The 18,512-nt window shown below is 49.9% G+C and carries 15 protein-coding genes; 2 read left to right on the top strand and 13 right to left on the bottom strand.

Annotation, left to right across the window (positions count from 1 at the left end; genetic code table 11):
• Positions 1-70 precede the first annotated feature (70 nt).
• Both EV211_RS03575 and EV211_RS03580 read left to right on the top strand, forming a co-directional pair.
• Positions 71-946 carry a PhzF family phenazine biosynthesis protein gene (locus EV211_RS03575; RefSeq protein ID WP_133528064.1) on the top strand — a complete coding sequence of 292 codons (876 nt, stop codon included), beginning with the start codon at positions 71-73 and terminating at the stop codon, positions 944-946.
• Between the two features lie 171 nt (positions 947-1,117).
• Positions 1,118-1,357: a hypothetical protein gene (locus tag EV211_RS03580; protein ID WP_133528065.1), complete on the top strand. Its 240-nt coding sequence runs from the start codon at positions 1,118-1,120 to the stop codon at positions 1,355-1,357.
• 1,153 nt (positions 1,358-2,510) lie between these two features.
• Here EV211_RS03580 and EV211_RS03585 read toward each other — a convergent pair.
• The 13 genes from EV211_RS03585 to EV211_RS03645 all read right to left on the bottom strand — a co-directional run bounded on the left by EV211_RS03585 (position 2,511) and on the right by EV211_RS03645 (position 17,815).
• On the bottom strand, positions 2,511-2,918 hold the full coding sequence (locus EV211_RS03585) for an SPRY domain-containing protein (protein WP_166635357.1): 408 nt from the start codon (positions 2,916-2,918) through the stop codon (positions 2,511-2,513).
• A gap of 97 nt (positions 2,919-3,015) precedes the next feature.
• Positions 3,016-4,677 carry a glutamate--tRNA ligase gene (locus tag EV211_RS03590; protein ID WP_133528067.1) on the bottom strand — a complete coding sequence of 554 codons (1,662 nt, stop codon included), beginning with the start codon at positions 4,675-4,677 and terminating at the stop codon, positions 3,016-3,018.
• A 13-nt stretch (positions 4,678-4,690) separates the two neighbouring features.
• Positions 4,691-5,260 carry a TIGR01440 family protein gene (locus EV211_RS03595; RefSeq protein WP_133528068.1) on the bottom strand — a complete coding sequence of 190 codons (570 nt, stop codon included), beginning with the start codon at positions 5,258-5,260 and terminating at the stop codon, positions 4,691-4,693.
• A gap of 27 nt (positions 5,261-5,287) precedes the next feature.
• Positions 5,288-6,538, bottom strand: a complete 1,251-nt coding sequence (locus EV211_RS03600) for an adenosylhomocysteinase (protein ID WP_133528069.1) — start codon at positions 6,536-6,538, stop codon at positions 5,288-5,290.
• Between the two features lie 14 nt (positions 6,539-6,552).
• Positions 6,553-8,382, bottom strand: a complete 1,830-nt coding sequence (gene glmS / locus EV211_RS03605) for a glutamine--fructose-6-phosphate transaminase (isomerizing) (protein ID WP_133528070.1) — start codon at positions 8,380-8,382, stop codon at positions 6,553-6,555.
• A 16-nt stretch (positions 8,383-8,398) separates the two neighbouring features.
• Positions 8,399-9,748: a phosphoglucosamine mutase gene (gene glmM, locus EV211_RS03610; RefSeq protein ID WP_133528071.1), complete on the bottom strand. Its 1,350-nt coding sequence runs from the start codon at positions 9,746-9,748 to the stop codon at positions 8,399-8,401.
• 10 nt (positions 9,749-9,758) lie between these two features.
• Entirely contained in the window at positions 9,759-10,952 is a 1,194-nt protein-coding gene (locus EV211_RS03615; RefSeq protein ID WP_133528072.1) for a CdaR family protein, read from the bottom strand.
• Positions 10,939-11,790 (bottom strand): diadenylate cyclase CdaA, encoded by an 852-nt coding sequence (cdaA, locus tag EV211_RS03620; protein ID WP_133528073.1) that lies wholly within the window; start codon positions 11,788-11,790, stop codon positions 10,939-10,941. The genes EV211_RS03615 and cdaA overlap by 14 nt, the downstream gene beginning before the upstream one ends.
• 137 nt (positions 11,791-11,927) lie before the next feature.
• A complete protein-coding gene (gene hpf, locus EV211_RS03625; protein ID WP_133528074.1) occupies positions 11,928-12,455 on the bottom strand; it encodes a ribosome hibernation-promoting factor, HPF/YfiA family in 528 nt (175 codons plus the stop codon).
• Positions 12,456-12,705: 250 nt separating this feature from the next.
• Positions 12,706-13,197: a ComF family protein gene (locus tag EV211_RS03630; protein WP_133528075.1), complete on the bottom strand. Its 492-nt coding sequence runs from the start codon at positions 13,195-13,197 to the stop codon at positions 12,706-12,708.
• A gap of 152 nt (positions 13,198-13,349) precedes the next feature.
• Positions 13,350-15,566, bottom strand: a complete 2,217-nt coding sequence (gene recD2 / locus EV211_RS03635) for an SF1B family DNA helicase RecD2 (protein ID WP_133528076.1) — start codon at positions 15,564-15,566, stop codon at positions 13,350-13,352.
• 11 nt (positions 15,567-15,577) lie between these two features.
• Complete coding sequence (locus EV211_RS03640) at positions 15,578-16,849, bottom strand: tRNA nucleotidyltransferase/poly(A) polymerase family protein (protein WP_133528077.1); 1,272 nt, start codon at positions 16,847-16,849, stop codon at positions 15,578-15,580.
• A complete protein-coding gene (locus EV211_RS03645; protein ID WP_133528078.1) occupies positions 16,850-17,815 on the bottom strand; it encodes a 3'-5' exoribonuclease YhaM family protein in 966 nt (321 codons plus the stop codon).
• Positions 17,816-18,512 lie beyond the last annotated feature (697 nt).

An 18,512-nucleotide genomic window follows, 5' to 3' on the forward strand; every position in this document is an offset into this window, starting at 1 on the left:
GTACCATTAATTTCACTGATATGGTATAATGTAATCAAATAATTTAGTAATTTTGGGGAGGTAATCACATATGAAATTTCTTATAGTAGACGCCTTTACGGAAACTACCTTCGGCGGCAATCCGGCCGGAGTCGTTCTGCTGCCTGAGGGCGCAGATTTTCCATCGGATGAGACTATGGTCAAGACCGCCGCTGAGCTGAGATATTCTGAGACGGCGTTCATCAAAGTCCTTGGAGATAACGAGTTCAATATCCGCTACTTCACGCCGGCTGCTGAAGTGGATCTCTGCGGCCACGCCACTATTGGTTCTTTCTGCGCTCTGCAGCACCTGGGCCTGATCAAGACCGGCGACACCTGTGTCAATCACACCTGCGCCGGGGATCTGGAGATAAATGTCGGCGATGGCTTCGTCATGATGGAAATGGCAACGCCGCAGGACCTGGCTACTATTGATACACCTGAGGCTCTCGAGGAGCTTTACAATGTTATGGGTACAAAATATGACTCGTCTAAAGTCACGCTTCTGCCGAAGCTGATTTCTACGGGTCTGCCTGATATAATGATGCCTCTTGCGACTCAGGCTGATTTAAATGCAATGGAGCCTGATATGAAGGCGCTTTCTGCTCTGTCTGAGCGTTACGGAGTGACCGGCGTCCACGCCTTTACTCTGGATTCAGAGGAAGGCGTAACTGCCCACTGCAGAAATTTCGCTCCTCTATATGACATCGACGAAGAAGCAGCTACGGGAACTTCCAACGGAGCCCTGACCTACTACTTCCTTCTGAATAAAATAATCAAACCGGTGGATAAGTGCAAGATCATTCAGGGCGAAAGTATGGACAGGCCTTCGATAATCCTTTCGGAAATCGATGCCAGCGGCGCCGACTGCAAAATCAAGGTCGGCGGCAAAGCAGTAGTTCTGGCCGAAGGAGAAATAAATATATAAGGGCCGCGGCAAAGTTCAGTTGGATTATTTTCCTTAATAATGAACGATCCTGTGGATTATTTTCCTTAATAATGATTAGAATTGTCAGATAAGTGTACCTATTGATTATGATATTCTTTAGTGATATAATTAGGTGAAGTTAGTTCGCACAAGTAAACGGAGGTGTTTATTATGGCAAAGGAATCAATTTTAGAAAAGGCTTATATCCAGGCAACAGATAACATGTCTACAAGCGGCGTTGATAAGGATGCAGCTTTCCAGACAATCAAGTTCGAAATGGTTGCTTATTTCAGCAAACACGATGCCAATGTGACAGAAGCCGAAATCGAAGAATACATTAAGGTCCAGACCGGTGAACTCGACGAAGCTCTATCCGACTATTCGATGATCCAAATGGATAAGAGAATCTAGCCATTACGCGCTGGATCCGAACTACATTGACCAAACAAGACTAATACTAAGAGCTGCCCTTAAGAGTGGCTCTTTTTCTGTGAAAATGGCCCGCCCCCCTAAAACCGACCTGCCCCCAAATACTTACCCAGACCGGTTGGCTATTGTTCCATCAATGGTACCTTTATGCACAAGTTTATGCATCAACCTATTCATCTTCGCAAACCTTGATCAAAAACGTCCCTGCCGACTTGAGGCAGGGAGTGGCCACGCGGCCAGCGGACGGCCGTAGGCCTTGTAGCGCAAGCGTTTCAGGCGATGTAAGCATTTCAATTCGGCCCTGGTAGCCATAATTCAGGCCCACTTCAGGGTGCTTTTGCGCAATTTGGATGCCCATTTCCCATCACGATCCTAGACTTATATGCAAAGTACAGCAACGAAAAAGTTGTTGGAGAATATTCTGGTGTTTGGAACATGAATATTCCCAAACCGGGCATAGCGGTCCAGAGCCCTTGGGGTAGGCTCGCCCGCGGATTGGAAGGAGTGGAATGTCCTCCGATACTGAGTTGAAAGTCCTCCACGCATTGGGGGGAATGTCCTCCGCGCATTGGGGCGAAAGTCCTCGCGCATTGGGGCGAAAGTCCTCCGCGCACGTATTGGCCCAATATACGGAACGATAGTGCGTATTTTATATTATTGTAAACCAAACTCGCACTTATTGGCTGAATCAAATAGGTCGAGGTGCGCGTCAATGGATGTTTTACCCATTATTTCCATTATATGGCTGCATATCATAACTTAAACGCACTTCTGTTCCTTTAAAAAAGTGGATAAGTGCGCGGATAATTGTTGGAATTCCAATATGCGCACCTCCATGTTCTGAGAATGGCTGATAAGTGCGGAAATGAAAATTGGAATACCAAAAACGCACCTTGATTCCTTGATAAGAGGCTATAAGTGCGCAGACGCACTTATAGGTCCAAATCGTTGAGAAAAGGTGCGGGCAACATTTCTAGGCAACATTTCTAGGCAACATATCTAGGTAACATGTCTAGAAACATGTCTAGAAAAACAGGTACATTCCGATAGCCAGAACTATGCATAAACTTATGCATAAAGGTACCATTGATGGAACAATAGACAACCTGCCGAACCAACCTTTCGCCACAGCCCCTTATTCCAGCTTCAGATAATACTCATGTTTCTCCTCATCGAAGGAAATGCGGTAAGTCTCGTTTTTGCCGACTTCAATTTCCAGGACCTCGCGGCCGTAATTGCGGTTTTTGCCGGAAGTCCAGGTGCCTTCATCTTTGGCTTCCACCTCCACCATATGCCTGCCCGGCGTCAGGTAGAAACCTTTATCCACGACAGAATAATTGGAACCGAAGATTTTTGGCTCCTTGCGGTCTACAGAATAGAGGTCTACGAATGTGATGCGTCTGATGTTGGGCTTGTACATAAGAAAGACCCGGCTCACATCGGGATTTGCCTTGAGCCACTGCATCAGTTTTATCTTCTTGACTATCCTGTAAATTATGTAGCCGGCTACTATTACTGCGGCTATTAATGTCAGCGTGATCATGGCGTTTTTGCCGGCGCCCTGTTTGAAGAAAATTATCATAACAAGAGCGAAGAGTACTGCGGCCAGGACCAGCTCGATTACTTTCGTAAATAACTTATTAATGGCAGTAACCTCCTATTCTGGCGCGAGTTCTTTCCTCGCCGAAGATCTGCTGGATCGTCCAGACATCAGGAGACTGAGATCTTCCCATTAGCGCGATCCTGATGACCGTACTTACATGGCCAACATGACCTTTATAATCCTCAGGATGCTTTTTGAAATCTTTTGGTTTGGCAGCATATCCCAGATCCGTTGCAATGGCACGGATCTTATCGAACCACTGGCTTTGATCGTCGCTGTGATCGTAGGAGTCCAGGTATGCCGTAAGGATCTTGCTGACATCCTCCGAAGGGACCTCCTCCGGCATTGGATCCTCGATTTTGAACATATCATCGAAGAAGTAGCTGATGAAATCAATGATCTGCTCCGCGTAGATCAGATCCTTACGAGGCTTTTTATCGTCGCGGCCCAGATCCAGGATTTTCAGCATGTAATCCCTGTCGTCGAACATGTGAGAATACTGCGGTGCGTGCTCTGCCGCCCAGGATTTCAGGAAATCATAGATTTCCGCAGCCGGTATGCGCAGAAGCACATCCTTACTTATGTCATTGAGCTTATTCAGGTCGAACAAAGCTCCGGAACTGCTCATTTTCTCCGTAGTAAATTCGAAATCGTCGATATCCGCATCAGGATTTGCCATGCGCCACTCTTCGAAATTGGAGTTCAATATAGTCAGAAGATATTCCCTGACAGCCGTGGGATGATAACCGCGGCTCCTGTAATATTCCAGTGAAAGCTCAGGATCCTTGCGCTTGGAAAGCTTACGCTTGCTGCCATCCTCGTCCAGCTTCATGAGCTGAGCTGTGTGGCAGTAGATCGGCGGTTCCCAGCCGAGCTTGTCGAAAAGCTCCACATGAATAGGCAGTGATGAAAGCCATTCCTCTCCGCGGACAACGTGAGTCGTCCTCATGAGGTGATCGTCCACAACGTGGGCGAAGTGATAAGTCGGAATCCCCGTAGCCTTCAGGATCACTGTATCCTGGAAGTTTTCAGGCATCTCAAGAGTGCCTCTTACGGCATCCTCAACATGTATTTTTTTCGGTTCAGGCCCGTTTTCAACGAAAGGCACACCGTCAGATTTCAGTCTGACTACATATGGTTTGCCGGCGTTGATGGCCTCCTCCACCTGCTCCAAGGTCCAGTCTCTGCAAGCGGCATACTTGCCGTAAATGCCCGGCGTTGCCTTTGCGCTTTCCTGGTCCCCACGGATGGCCGTTATCTCCTCCTCACTCAAAAAGCACGGATAAGCCTTGCCCTCGGCCACGAGTTTCTTTGCATAGCACTGGTATATGGGCCCGCGGTGGCTCTGAGTGTAGTCGCCGTAGGCGCCTATATCGCCTGCCATGGTAGCGCCCTCGTCGAAATCTATGCCGAAGAATTTCAGCGAGTTAATAACCGTCTCCACTGCACCTTCAACATATCTTTTGTCGTCTGTGTCCTCTATGCGCAGGTAGAAAACGCCGCCGCTCTGATGCGCCAGCCTTTCATCTACGAATGCGCCGTAGAGATTGCCCAGGTGAATGAACCCTGTCGGGCTCGGGCCCAGCCTTGTAACCTTTGCGCCAGGCGCCAGCTCCCTTGCGGGGTACTCTGCCTCGTAATCCTCGGGGCTCTTGTCTATGGCCGGGAATAACAACCCGGCCAGCTTTTCATAATCCATTGATTTTCCTCTACTATCTTTTGATATCTCCGCCGGATAGGACGTCGTCATAGACAGCTCTGCTGCCGCCGATGAACTTAGGCCTTGTCCTGGCGCATACTACATTTGCTTCGCCGATGTGCTTGGTGGCGATTCTTACGGGAACGGCAACGTGTTTCAGATGCATTCCAATGAGAGTGTCGCCTATATCCATGCCTGCGTCGGCTTTGATCTCCTCAACAGCCACAGGATCTGCGGCGTTCTGGTAAACTGTCATAGCGAAGGATCCGCCGGCGTGGAGCTGAGGCACCACATTGCAGATCTCTGTTCCCGGAAGGAGAGCAGCTCTCTCGACAATTATCGCCCTGTTCAGATGCTCGCAGCATTGAGCCGCAAGATAAACGCCCTTTTCCGACAATACCGGATAGATTCCGTCGTAAACCGCCTTAGCCGCGTCTACATCGGAGCCCTTTCCTATATTAGCGCCTTTGATCTCGCTGGATGAGCAGCCTATAACAAAAATGTCGCCTTTCTTCAGCCTTGCTACCTTCAGAAGCTCATTAACAGCTTCGTTGGCCTGCTTTTTGATTTCTTCATACGTCATTTTAATCACCTTCTGATTCTTAAATAATTATACATTCCAGCTGCCCAGATAAGCCTTCTGCTCGTCTGTCAGCTGATCGATTTCTATATCCCAGGCAGCCAGTTTCCTGCGGGCCACCAGATCGTCGATCTCGCCGCTTACATCGATCACTTTATTCTCAAGCTTGCCGTGGTTGTCCTTGACATACATAGCCGACAAAGCCTGCACGGCGAAACTCATATCCATGATTTCTGCCGGGTGTCCGTCTGCGGCGGCAATGTTCACGAGTCTGCCTTCGGCGATGACATTGACCCATCTGCCGTTAGACAATCTATAGCCCATAATGTTGTGGCGGGTCTCCTTTTTCTCAAGGGCAGCCGCCTCCAGAGCTTCCATGTCTACCTCGCAGTTGAAATGTCCCGCGTTGGTGAGGATGGCTCTGTCCTTCATAGTCAGCATGTTGGCAAGGGTTATGGTCTTGCAGCAGCCCGTAGCTGAAACAAAGATATCCCCCAGGGGAGCAGCCTTTGCCATAGGCATGACAGTATATCCGTCCATGCGCGCCTCGATGGCTTTCACCGGGTTCACCTCAGTCACGATGACTCTGGCGCCGAGAGCATCGGCTCTCATGGCAATGCCACGTCCGCACCAGCCGTAACCGACTACTACTACTGTCTTGGCAGCGATGATCAGGTTGGTATTTCTCATGATGCTGTCCCAGACCGATTGTCCGGTTCCGTAACGGTTGTCGAAGAGATGCTTGCAATCAGCGTCATTGACTGCCACCATAGGGAATTTCAGTATTCCCTCCTTCTCCATAGCCTTAAGTCTGATGACTCCGGTAGTAGTCTCCTCGCAGCCGCCCCAGACTTCTTCAGCCAGGTCCGGCCTCTTGGTGTGGAGCATTCCCACCAAGTCGCCGCCGTCATCTATAATGATGTTCGGCTTATGTTCCAGACACATTTCTATATGTCTGTTGTACTCTTCCTCTGTGGCCCCGTGGTATGCGAACACCGCAAGGCCGCTGTCTGCAAGGGCTGCAGCTACGTCGTCCTGAGTGGACAGAACGTTGCTTCCCGTAACAGACATTTCGGCGCCTCCCGCAGACAGGACCAGGCAGAGATATGCCGTCTTAGCTTCCAGATGCACCGATAATGATATCTTGACTCCCTCGAAAGGCTTGGTCTTGATGAATTCTTCTTCCAGACCCTTGAGCAGCGGCATGTTATACCTTACCCACTGGATCTTCTCGTGTCCGGACGGTGCCAGACTGATATCCCGTATATCGTATTTAGCCAATTTATATGCCCCCTCTATTCTACTGTGACTGACTTAGCCAGATTTCTCGGCTTATCTATATTCTCTCCGCGCTCTCTGGCCACATAATATGCAAAGAGCTGCATCGGTACTATGGTCAGTATCGGCGAGACTTCGTCCATGCATTTAGGTATCCTGATGACCTCCAGGGATTTGATCTTGGAGATCTGGCTGCCTTCCTTGGTCACGGCTATGACATGAGCCCTTCTGGCCCTTATCTCTTCTATATTCGAGTACATTTTCTCCATGAGGAAGTCCTGTGTGGCCAGGGCTATAACTATAGTCTCCGGCTCCATCAAGGCAATCGTCCCGTGCTTAAGTTCTCCTGCCGCAATGGCGAAGGAGTTGATATATGAAACTTCCTTCAGCTTCAGAGAGCACTCGTAGGCTACGGCCGAATCTATGCCGCGGCCGATGAAGAATATCTGATCTCTGTTGTAAAGGTTCTTAGCCAGTTCCTCTATGTCCTCAGCCTTGTCCAGTATTCTCTGGACCTTCTTAGGCGTTGCCTTCAGTTCCTTCAGGACCTGCTTATAATAGTCCTCTGTAATGGTGCCGCGCAGGTCTCCCATATAAAGGGCCAGCAGGTACATGCATACCAGCTGTGTGGTATAGGCCTTGGTAGACGCCACTGCGATCTCCGGGCCTGCCCAGGTGTAGAAGACATCGTCTGACTCTCTGGCTACGGAGCTGCCTACGACATTGACCACGGACAAAACTCTGGCGCCCTTGCTCTTGGCTTCCCGCAGGGACATGAGCGTGTCCAGGGTCTCTCCCGACTGGCTTATGGCGATGAACAAAGTCTTCTCGTCAACAAAGGGATCTCTGTATCTGAATTCTGACGCCACGTCTACCTCTACGGGCATGCGGGCCATTTTTTCTATGGCATACTTTCCTACGAGTCCGGCGTGATAGGCCGTGCCGCAGGCTACGATGCTGATTTTATCGAACTTCTCCAGGTCTTCCCTGGTCAGGGAAATGCCGTCAAGCTTGATTTTCCCGTCTTTTCCTATTCTGCGCTGAAGGGTCTCTCTGATAGCCTTAGGCTGCTCGTTGATCTCCTTCATCATGAAGTGCTGGTAGCCGCCTTTTTCTGCGTCTTCCTGGCTCCATGTGACCTTCAGGACATCTCTGTCCACAGGTTTCTTATTGGCGTCAAGGATCTGGATCTTGTCCGGCGTACAGACTACTGTTTCGCCGTTCTCTATGAGGTAGATCTTATCCAGGTATTTCAAGAGTGCCGTCATGTCTGATGCAATGAAGTTGCAATCCTTGCCCAGACCTGCGATGAGCGGCGTGTCTTTCCTGTAAGCCACCATCTTGTCCGGCTCTGAAGCTGATATAGCCCCAAAGGTGTAAGCCCCGCGCATTTTCTTCACGGCCTCGAAAACAGCATCCTCAAGATTACCTTTGTACAAAACGCTGATAAGCTGGGCGATGACTTCGGAGTCAGTTTCTGTGACGAACTTGATCCCGTGCTTACTGCTCAGCTCTTCCCGCAATTCCATGTAATTTTCTATGATGCCGTTATGTACGATGGCTATGTTTCCATCCATGCTGGTGTGGGGATGGGCGTTGAAATCTGTCGGTGATCCGTGGGTGGCCCATCTAGTGTGGCCTATGCCCGTGGTGCCCTCCAGCTTCTCGCCCTTGATAGCCTCCTCCAGGTTGGATATCCTTCCGGCTTTCTTTCTGACGGTTATCTTACCGTTGTCTGAAAGAGCGATGCCGGCGGAATCATATCCTCTGTACTCTAGTTTCTTTAATCCGTCTATAATAATGTCCTTAGCATTTTCATGTCCTGTGTATCCAACAATGCCGCACATATTATCGCCTCCTTGTTTAACTGAATTTACTGCTTATGAGCTGCGCAAGCTCATTGGCCATCTGACCGATGGCTTCCTCGTCTTTTCCTTCTATCATTACTCTGACCAGAGGCTCTGTGCCTGATGGTCTTATGAGTACGCGGCCGTCTCCGGCCATTTTATCTTCTAAGTCTTTGATTGCTTCACATATTTCCGTGTCGTCTTTATAGGCTTTCTTGCCCTCGTTGGTGACCCTGGCATTTACCAGGACCTGCGGGTAAAGAGTGACCTCAGCCGAAAGCTCCGATGGTTTTTTGCCGGATTTCTTCACGGCCTTCATGAACTGCAGGGATGACACGGCGCCGTCGCCTGTAGTGGAATAGTCCAGGAAAATTATGTGTCCCGACTGCTCGCCGCCGATGACGCAGCCCGTCTTCAGCATGGACTCCAGCACGTAACGGTCGCCTACGCTGGTCACGTCTACCTTTGCGCCTATGCCTTCCAGATACTTGTGAAAGCCCAGGTTGCTCATGACTGTTGCAGTGACTGTATCGTGGGCCAGCCTGCCCTCATCCTTCAGCATCTTGGCACAGATGCATATAGTTTTATCGCCGTCGATGACCTGGCCCTCCTCGTCGACTACAATGAGCCTGTCGGCGTCTCCGTCATAGGCCAGACCTATGTCAGCCCCTTCGGCTATGACGCGCTTCTGCAGGCCCTCCGGATGGGTGGAGCCTACGCCGTCGTTGATATTGGTGCCGTTGGGGTTGCAGCCCATGGTTATGACATTGGCCCCCAGCTCTCTGTAAACTCTCGGCGAAGTCTGGAAGGACGCGCCGTTGGCACAGTCCATAACTATTGTCATGCCGTCAAGCCTTATGTCTATAGTGGACAAAAGGTATCTGCAGTAGAGTTCCATGGCGTTGTCTTCGCCTTCCATGCAGGTACCTATTTCGTCGCCGCCCAGATGAGCGTTGACATCTATTCCTCTGAGGATAATATCCTCGATCTTCTCTTCTATGGAATCTGCCAGCTTGAATCCCTTACCGTTGAAAAACTTGATGCCGTTGTACTCATAAGGATTATGAGACGCGGAAATCACGATTCCCGCCTGTGCATCATAATATTTCACAAGGTAAGCAACGGCAGGCGTCGGGATGACTCCTACCTTGATGACGTTGCCTCCGACTGCCAGTATTCCGGCCGCCAGGGCGTTCTCCAGCATGTCGCCGGATATTCTGGTGTCTTTGCCTATTATTATGGTCGGGCGGCTTCCTTCATCGCTGAGGACGTAAGCTCCGGCCTTGCCTAAATTAAAGGCCAGCTCCGGCGTCAGTTCTGAATTGGCTACGCCTCTAACACCATCGGTGCCAAATAATCTTCCCATTTTACCTCCGTTATTCCAGTCTCACGTTTATCTTGGACGGATCCGCCGCTAACCCGGTGTATGTCCCGTCGCACTTTACAGTCAGACTGACTGAATGAGTACCGGATCCAAGTCCGTCGCAATCGGCTGACAGACTGATATCACTTTTGCTTATCTTATTTATCTTGGACGCTATTCCCGTTACTGTTACAGTAACAGTTCCCGTCTTGACATTTCCGGAAAGGTCGCTGCCGACATTGTTCAGATCGACGCTGTCTCCGTCAAATGTAAATTCCCTGCTGTGCATCTCCGATGTGACCTTGACATTCAGCACCAGATCTCTGGAATCATCAGAAAGCCAGATCTGATCCGGCAGATTCGGAACGATATCCACATCAGTGCTCTTGGTTATGCCCGTTACATCTATAGTGTCCGCCGTAATAGAATCCACCTTCTTCAAGGCCCTGTCAGGGCCCTTGATCTTAACCTTCTCAGGGGCGGTAGTCGTACGCTTATACCCGTCGCTGGAACTGTTGGTCACAGGTACCTTCAGACTTACAGTTTTAGTGTAATACAAGGCCGATGTGATCTTGGCCGTGTTCTGCGACAAGCCGATATTCTTAACTTCATTTCCGTGTTTGTCTACAGGCACCAGGTTACTGCTGGTAGATGTTTCATCGGTGGAAACATTGTCGGAACTTATGGTTGCTTTCACATAGGCCACCTTATTGACAAGTGACCTGGCTCCCGACACTGTTACGTTCTCAGGATCGGTCTTGATGGTGGTCGGCTCCTCGCCCTTGGCGTAGTTGCCCGTGTATTTCACCCTGATATTCCGCCTGACTGTCTGCTTTTTCTCCACAGTTACTGTGATCTTGGTCAGGCTCTGGTTCTTCACCTCCGCGCTGTCTGGCACGGACAAATTGATCTTAAGCTGATTATCGCCTTCCGTTGCATCAGACAGGTCAACTGTTGCCACTATATCGGCAGTTTTTATCTTGCTGAGGCTGTTGCGTTTGCCGGAAAGTGTGATCGTCATAGTCTCATCGCTGGCGCCAACTACAGCCAGACCGTTATCGCTGAGAGTCTGGGAGTTGGTCAGGGTCACAGGGATGTCCCTGTATGACTTGGTCGTGACCGGATTCATTTCCCCGACAACGTACATCCACAGTATGACGGCAAGTATCAGGGAGATTATCATGTTACCTTTTTTACTTTGTACCATCTTTCTTCCTCCCCAGGTGCTCTGTCAACTTGCTGAACATAGATGATCCATCAGCGGAATCATCAGGTATGTAAAGGTCGAATAAAGTCTTCTCGACGGTTTTAATGTCGAGGAATCTCTGGATTCTTCCGTCTTTTGCAATAGAAATTATGCCGGTCTCCTCGCTTACGATGAGTACCAGGGCGTCCGAATTCTCAGTTATGCCTATGCCTGCTCTGTGGCGGGTGCCGAGGCTCTTGTTAAGGTTGTTGTTTCCTGTCAGGGGCAAAACGCAGCCTGCGGCGTAGATCTTGTCTCCGCGGATTATGGCCGCTCCGTCGTGTAGAGGCGATCCCTCGTAGAAAAGATTGCCAAGGATCTGGGCTGAAATGTCAGCGTTGATGACTGTGCCGGTCTCAGCTATATCCTGAAGGGTGATCTCACGTTCGAATACCATGAGGGCGCCGGTCTTGGTAGCGGAAAATGACCTGACGGCACTGACGATCTCATCTGTTATCTGTTTGGCTCTGTCCTTGTCTACTTCAACAAGTCTGGTCCGGGACAGCTTGGTTCGTCCCATGAATTCCAGGCCTCTTCTTATTTCCGGCTGGAACAGTACTACCAGGGCGAAAAGGCCGATGGTAAATGCTCCTCCAAGTATCCAATGTATCATATGTAAATCAAGGAATCCTGACAGAAAATATGCCACGACTAAGATAAGGAGTCCCTTAACAAGCTGCTGAGCCCTCGTCTCCTTGATAAATTCCAGTATTTTATATATCACGAATGTCGTGATAAGGATGTCGAAAACGTCGTTTATTCCGACGCTCGAAAAAATGTTATAAAAAAAATCCTGCATACTTCACCCTTTCAAATATACTCTTTATATTTTACTCGAAAATGCGCAATAATTCAAGGGATGCACGGCCATTTAATAAATCCTTAAGGAATCTTCAAAAAGGGCGGGCCGCATCTGCGACCCGCCAAATATTCCAATTAGTATGTAGTCTCCAGCACGCCATAATTGTTGTCTTTTCTCTTATATACAACATTGACGCTGTCTGTCTCCATGTCCAGGAATACGAAGAAATTATGCTGCAGCATTTCCATCTCCAGTATAGCTTCATCAACTGACATCGGTCTCAGCTGGAACTTCTTGGTCCTCATTACCTTAACATCTTCGACTTCATCCTCGTCCTCCGGTACGAACTCGAACTTCAAGGCCTTATTATCGTTATATCTTTTCTTCAGTTTGCCCTTGAATTTAGACATCTGACTTGAAAGTTTGTCTACGACTTTATCGATCCCCTCATAAATGTCAGGTGTTACTTCCTCAGCTCTGAAAACTGCTCCCTTGGCATTGATAGTTGCCTCGATTTTATCTTTTCCCCTTTCCTGTGATAGAACTACGTTTACCGTAATGTCATCTGAGAAGTACTTGCCGAGCCTTTCGAATTTCTTCTCCATGGTCTCCTGCAGGCGCTGATAAGTGTTAAAATTCTTTCCTGTAATATTAACCTTCATATGATGACCTCCCTTTTATATTTGATAATTAATTATAACATAGTTACCTCTTCATTACAATAAAATAAGCAGTTATTCGGCTGACCTGGTCTTTGCCCCCACACTCGCCTTAACCGGGATTTTCCCGAGGACTTACATCTAGAATACGCCATGCTCGCCGGGGCTCTCTGCCCCGGTTTACGTGGATCCCTTTGCCCGTATCTGGCATGGATTTTCAACCACAGACCCGAATAACTGCCTTGACATTATATCAATATTTCGCCGCAAATGCAATGAAAATCACATCGGCCGGCTCATCTGGCGTCATAGCCCGGTAACATTCCAGGGCCGTTGCGCCTGTCGTATAGAAATCGTCGAGCAAAAGCACACGTCTGCCACGCAGCTTTTCCCTACATTTTTCGTCTGCCACAAAACATCCTCTGACATTTATCTCACGCTCCGTAGGTGAAAGGCCGCGCATAGGCGCGGTGTTTTTTGTGCGGCGAAGTGCCCCCGGCGAGAAATCTTTCCCGGTGGCTTTTGCCAGGTATTTGCCTATGAGCGACGTCTGGTTGAAGCCACGCGTCTGCTCCTTGTCGTGATTCATGGGCACGGGCACGATAACATCGTAGTCCACGCCGGCCAGAGCCAGCCTGTCCTTCATCATGGCGGCTATGTCCCTGGCGATGTACTTTTTGCCGTTGTATTTTAAGGAAAAAATCAGTGTTCTCTCATAGATCCCGTACTCAGCGCACCGAAGCATCCTGAGACCGTCCTTCTCGCGGATGTCGCCTGTGTCCCACTTGATGTGGCGAACGCAGTGATCGCAGAGGTTGTAGGTTCTGGTCTCGTCGATGAGATTTCCGCAGCAGTCGCAGTAGAGAGACGGCGGATATAGCAGATCAAGAATTTTCTTCAGGATTCCAGCGATAGCAATTTCTCCAGTCTCGGGCGAAGACCCGAATAGCGCATTTTGATTCGGTCGTTGTCGACCATGGCGTCCAGACGATTTTCCATGCCCACCAGGACGACTACTCGCTTGCCTCTGGTCACAGCCGTGTAGAGCAGATTCCGGGTGGCCAGCATAGGCGGGAACCAGGAAACGGGCATGACAACTATAGGGAATTCGCTGCCCTGGCTCTTATGAACGGTGACAGCGTAAGCCAGCTCCAGCTCGTCCAGTTGAGTGAAGTCGTATTCCACATATTTCTCATCGTCGTAAACTACTGTCACCTTGCCATACTCATTGTCTACGGCTTTGATGAAACCTACATCGCCGTTGAATATGCCCTGGCCGTCTTCGTTGCTTCCGGGGATCTTATAGGCCAGCTGATAGTTATTCCTTATCTGCATGACTTTGTCGCCGGCCCGCAGAATGTGGTCTCTGTATTTTTTCTCCTGTACTCCTGCTTTCGGCGGATTGAAAGCCTGCTGCAGGGCTTCGTTGAGGGATGCCGTTCCGATCATTCCCTTACGTGTCGGCGTCAGGACCTGTATGTCGCTGAGCTTATCTATGCCGTCATAGTAATCCGGCAGACGTTTGGTCACCAGCTGTATCATCAGATCCAGAATGTCTCGTTCGTTGTTCCTCTCCATGAAGAAGAAGTCTGTGTTCCTGCCGTTTATCTCAGGATACTCTCCGTGATTTATCCTGTGGGCGTTGACCACGATCATGCTCTCCTCGGCCTGGCGGAATATCTCCGTCAGCTTGGATGTCTGGATGAACCCGCACTGGATTATGTCCAGGAGCACATTGCCTGCGCCCACTGACGGCAGCTGATCGCTGTCTCCCACCATTACCAGTCTGGTGCCCGGTTTGATAGCTTCCGTCAGACCCTGCATGAGCATCAGATCTATCATGGACGCTTCATCGACTATGACGGCGTCGAAGTCCAGAGGATCCTCGGCGGTCTTGCCGAACTGCATGTCGGCTGTGCCCTCGGAATAGTAGTATTCCAGGAGTCGGTGTATAGTCGAGGCGTAGTGGCCGGATGTCTCGGTTATCCGCTTGGCGGCGCGCCCCGTGGGGGCTGCAATGGCTACCTTCAGGTCACTCTCCTCGAAGATGTTTATTATAGTGTTTATTATAGTAGTTTTTCCTGTGCCCGGCCCTCCTGTTATGACGGAAAGTCCGCTGGTCAGGGACTTCTTGACGGCGGCTTTCTGCTGGTCGGAAAGTTCCACCCCCGAGGCTTTCTCTGTCAGGGCAATGGTCTTGTCTATATCCACGGACAAAACCTTCAGCTCTCCTCTGGCTATGTCTGCGATGTTGGCGCAGACTTTCTGCTCGGCGGCGTAGTATGAATACAGGTACACGACCTTGATGTCGTCCAGATCTTCCACCTTGACATCGCCGGTGAAGGCCATCTCCACCAGGCATTCGTAAACCTGGTCCCTGGTCAGGTCAAGGAGCTGGGCTACCCGCTCACAAAGCTCATCCTGAGGCATGTATGTGTTGCCGTCGCTTATGAAAAACATCAGGCAGTATTTGATGCCGCTTTTGATACGGAAGGGGCTGTCCCCATTGATACCCATTTTTCCGGCGATCTCATCGGCCTTCTTGAAACCGATGCCGTAGACCTCCTCCACCAGCCTGTAAGGGTTCTCTCGGATCAGCTCCATGGAATCCTTGCCATAGGCTTTGTACAGGCGCAGGGCCGAAGCCGACGGTATGCCGAAGCCCTGAAAATACAGGGAAACCTTTGCGAATTCCCTGTGACCCGCGAAAGACTTGGCTATATCCCCGACCTTCTTTTTGCCTATGCCCGGGACTCTCGTCAGCTTACCCGGATCTTCTTCCATGATTTTCAGGGTATCCTCGCCGAAGATGTTCACTATGGCCGTGGCCGTCTTGGGGCCGATGCCCTTGATAACTCCGGACGCAAGAAAACCCTCAATTCCCACCTTAGACGACGGCAGCACTTCTTCTGCCTCTGTGAAGGCAAACTGCTCCCCGTATCTCGGATGGATCTTGAAGGTTCCTCTCAATTCATAACAGGTACCCTTAGTCGCTTTGGACAGATTGCCGACTACTGTGATCAGTTCGTCGTCAGTCTCCATTTCGGCTATGGTGTACCCGTTTTCTTCATTATGAAATATGATCTCTGTTAATACGCCCTTTTTCTCTTCCATTTCTCTCTCGATCATCTCATCCAGTGAACATATCTGGACTTGGCCTTGAATTTGTTCTTGGAATATTTCTTAGCTATCTTCAGGAGATAGGTCCTGTCGTTGTTCCTTGGATCCTGATGGGCCTTGGCAAGAACCTGGTAAAGTAGGTCCTCGGCCTGCTCAGGGCTGTCGGTGATGCCGGCTTCCATGATGTCGTTGCCGTCTATTACCAGATCTTCAACAAAAACAGGCTCGTTGTTCATCTTGATCTCGCTCATGAGGTGATTGCGCGCTTCTATCTTGATGGCCGGCTGATCGTAAACTATCCTCTGGGCCTTGGCCAGCATGTGCACGTAATTGTAACGCTTGAGTCCGTGTTCGCAGACATAGCGCTTGAATTCCAAGCTGTTGGAAAGGAACTGGATCTTCACCATTTCTGTCATGGCATCCTGGAGATGGGCCTCTGTTTCCGGATCGAAGTTCATCCTCTTGATGGCCTCCAGTCCGTGCTTCTCGTTGAATACCGTGTAAAGCAGCCCCAGCCTTCTCAGTCTGAGGGCCTTAGTCTTATCTATATTCTTACACAAAGTCATAAACTGCTGCATTTCGCCAGTGTTCATTTTGCGCGATACTTCTTCGCCGAAGATGACTGCCATGAGTCCCGTGTCGGCCATCATGTTCAAAGCCTTGCCTGTGTATTCTCCTGTCAGGACCAGTTCCAGTTCCTGCCTGATCGGCGCGATGCTGTGGTTCAGCAGGAGCCTCCAGTTTTTCAATATTGCCTGATATACGTCTTTCTGCAGGTCGAAGCCCAGGTCGGAAACGTATCTCATGGCTTCCATCATTCTGATTGGCTCTTCCTGGAATAATTCGTCGGCGTTGCCTATGGTATTGATGAGTTTCTTCTTGATGTCTTCCAATCCGCCGTATTCGTCGATGACTGTCCTCTCCGGGTTATCGGCGATGGCAGCAACTGTGAAACCGTAGTTGCTGAGTTCTTCCTGGATGGTCCCTTCCATAGTGGTGATGTCGCAGATGGCTCCCTCGATATGTGATGTTTCCTCATCATCCTCGACTTCATGAGTGAAGTCCAGTCTTAGTATGCTGTTGGCCTCGTCGATGACTTCTCCGTCCGGGAATACTTTCTTCATATCTTCCAGGCCGGCCTTGGTGACCATATCCCAATCAACTGGAACCATTCCCTTGGCCCACTGTATAATGCAGTCTCCCACGGCATAAGTTTCGAAGCCCGCTTTCTCCAGGGCCTGAAGTGCATTCAGCACGTCTTTATCGAATTTAAGCAATTACTTGTCCTCCTCGGGTTTATATAATCTCCTGTTATCAAGTGTCCATATCCGGTCGGAAAATCCGCCGGGTTCTGTGGCCGCCAGGGCATCGAACATGTCGAACATTCTGGCGTCGAGTATGTCAAGGTAATGGAGTACTTCTGCTTCCGGGAACAAAGGTTTCTTGGGGCTGCCGTATTCCGGCTCGTAGTGGTGTGACAAAACCATATGCTCCATCATGAGTGCTTTCTCTCTCGGGAATCCCAACTCTGCGGTGATCCTGTCCAGGGATTTCACTCCCATGACGATATGCCCCAGCAGCTGGCCTTCCATGGAATATCCCGGTGAAATGCCGTACTCGTTGGACTCTATCTCGTTGAGTTTCTCCATGTCGTGGACGATTACTCCTGCCGCGACCATGTCTTTATTCAGGTCGGTGTACACTCCGCAGACTGCGATGCCTGTCATGAGCATTCTCTTCATATGGTACAAAAGTCCGCCGTACTCGGCATGGTGGTTCTTGGATGCTGCCGGATAGTACATAAGTCTGTCACGGTTGTCGTCCAGTTCCTTCAGACAAAGGGCTCTCAGGTCCTTGTCTTCCATGGCCTCTGCTACGCCGTGGATATAGTTGAACATATCATCTGACTTTTCCGGGGCGGCCTTAATGTAATCGGCTATTTCCAAGCCGTCGCCGTCGTTGGCTGCCCGAATGCGAAGGACTCTCATCTGGGTCATGCCCTGCCACTCTGTGACTTGTGCTCTGACCTTGACGATATCGCCTTCTTTTATTTTACAAAGGTTTGCTGCCTCTGTGTCGTCTACGTCCCACTTCTTGCAGGATACTTCTCCGGTCTTGTCTCCCAGTGTCACGTCCAGATACTGCTTCTTATTGGAACCCAGTTTGATCCCAATGGACTTGACCATGAAAAAGTCCGTTATTTCATTGTCTTTAATTAAATCTTCTACGAAAAACTGCTTCAAATTTCCTCACTCCATATACTAATCTGTGCCGGCGCTTTCATGCGCGGCCGGCACTTTCATGCGCGGCCGGCGCTTTCATGAGCGGCCGGCGCTTTCATGCGCGGCCGGCGCTTTCATGAGCGGCCGGCGCTTTCATGCGCGGCCGGCGGCGCGGCTCGCCACCGTGCGCTGCTTGCTCCGTCTGGCATTCCGCCGTGCTCCGCACTCGGCCGGCGCGCCGTGGCTCGCCACCGTGCGCTGCATTTTGCGTCACTGTAAATATTATAGCATAAAAAAAAGTGTAATGCTACAGAAATAATTGGGAAATTATGGAATTTATTATATGTCCCTGCCAGAGAGCGGCCGCGGGCGCTGTGCTTTCGCGCCGAGGCTGGCCGCGGGCGCTGTGCGCTGCGCAGCTGATCATATTTTCGGTGCGCTGCGCCTCTTCGCCGCGCAGCTGATGTGTTTTATGATAAATCGCGATTTTTCTCTTTTAAATACGAATTTTGATTCGTAGTATCAAACCATGCATAATTATCCGATGATTATACACGTTCCTTGATTGTAGACCAAACAACCGCCAACTGATTGTACGTACGCCAGTACAAAGAGTATCCTCAAGACCTTGATGTGGCTCATTATCCGCACTTTTTATCGGTGAATCCGACTAAAACGTGCGCCATAACTCAGATTCCAATTACGACTTCGTATTTTT

Source organism: Aminicella lysinilytica (assembly GCF_004362975.1).
In the GTDB taxonomy this organism is placed as follows: Bacteria; Bacillota; Clostridia; order Peptostreptococcales; family Anaerovoracaceae; genus Aminicella; species Aminicella lysinilytica.

Bases quoted from the DNA above. Each gene is read 5' to 3' on its own strand.
- hpf (WP_133528074.1), bottom strand. From the start codon at position 12,455: ATGAAGGTTAATATTACAGGAAAGAATTTTAACACTTATCAGCGCCTG.
- EV211_RS03615 (WP_133528072.1), bottom strand. From the start codon at position 10,952: ATGGTACAAAGTAAAAAAGGTAACATGATAATCTCCCTGATACTTGCC.
- EV211_RS03630 (WP_133528075.1), bottom strand. From the start codon at position 13,197: ATGCTTCGGTGCGCTGAGTACGGGATCTATGAGAGAACACTGATTTTT.
- EV211_RS03585 (WP_166635357.1), bottom strand. From the start codon at position 2,918: ATGATCACGCTGACATTAATAGCCGCAGTAATAGTAGCCGGCTACATA.
- EV211_RS03595 (WP_133528068.1), bottom strand. From the start codon at position 5,260: ATGACGTATGAAGAAATCAAAAAGCAGGCCAACGAAGCTGTTAATGAG.
- glmM (WP_133528071.1), bottom strand. From the start codon at position 9,748: ATGGGAAGATTATTTGGCACCGATGGTGTTAGAGGCGTAGCCAATTCA.
- glmS (WP_133528070.1), bottom strand. From the start codon at position 8,382: ATGTGCGGCATTGTTGGATACACAGGACATGAAAATGCTAAGGACATT.
- EV211_RS03590 (WP_133528067.1), bottom strand. From the start codon at position 4,677: ATGGATTATGAAAAGCTGGCCGGGTTGTTATTCCCGGCCATAGACAAG.
- EV211_RS03580 (WP_133528065.1), top strand. From the start codon at position 1,118: ATGGCAAAGGAATCAATTTTAGAAAAGGCTTATATCCAGGCAACAGAT.
- recD2 (WP_133528076.1), bottom strand. From the start codon at position 15,566: ATGGAAGAGAAAAAGGGCGTATTAACAGAGATCATATTTCATAATGAA.
- cdaA (WP_133528073.1), bottom strand. From the start codon at position 11,790: ATGCAGGATTTTTTTTATAACATTTTTTCGAGCGTCGGAATAAACGAC.
- EV211_RS03575 (WP_133528064.1), top strand. From the start codon at position 71: ATGAAATTTCTTATAGTAGACGCCTTTACGGAAACTACCTTCGGCGGC.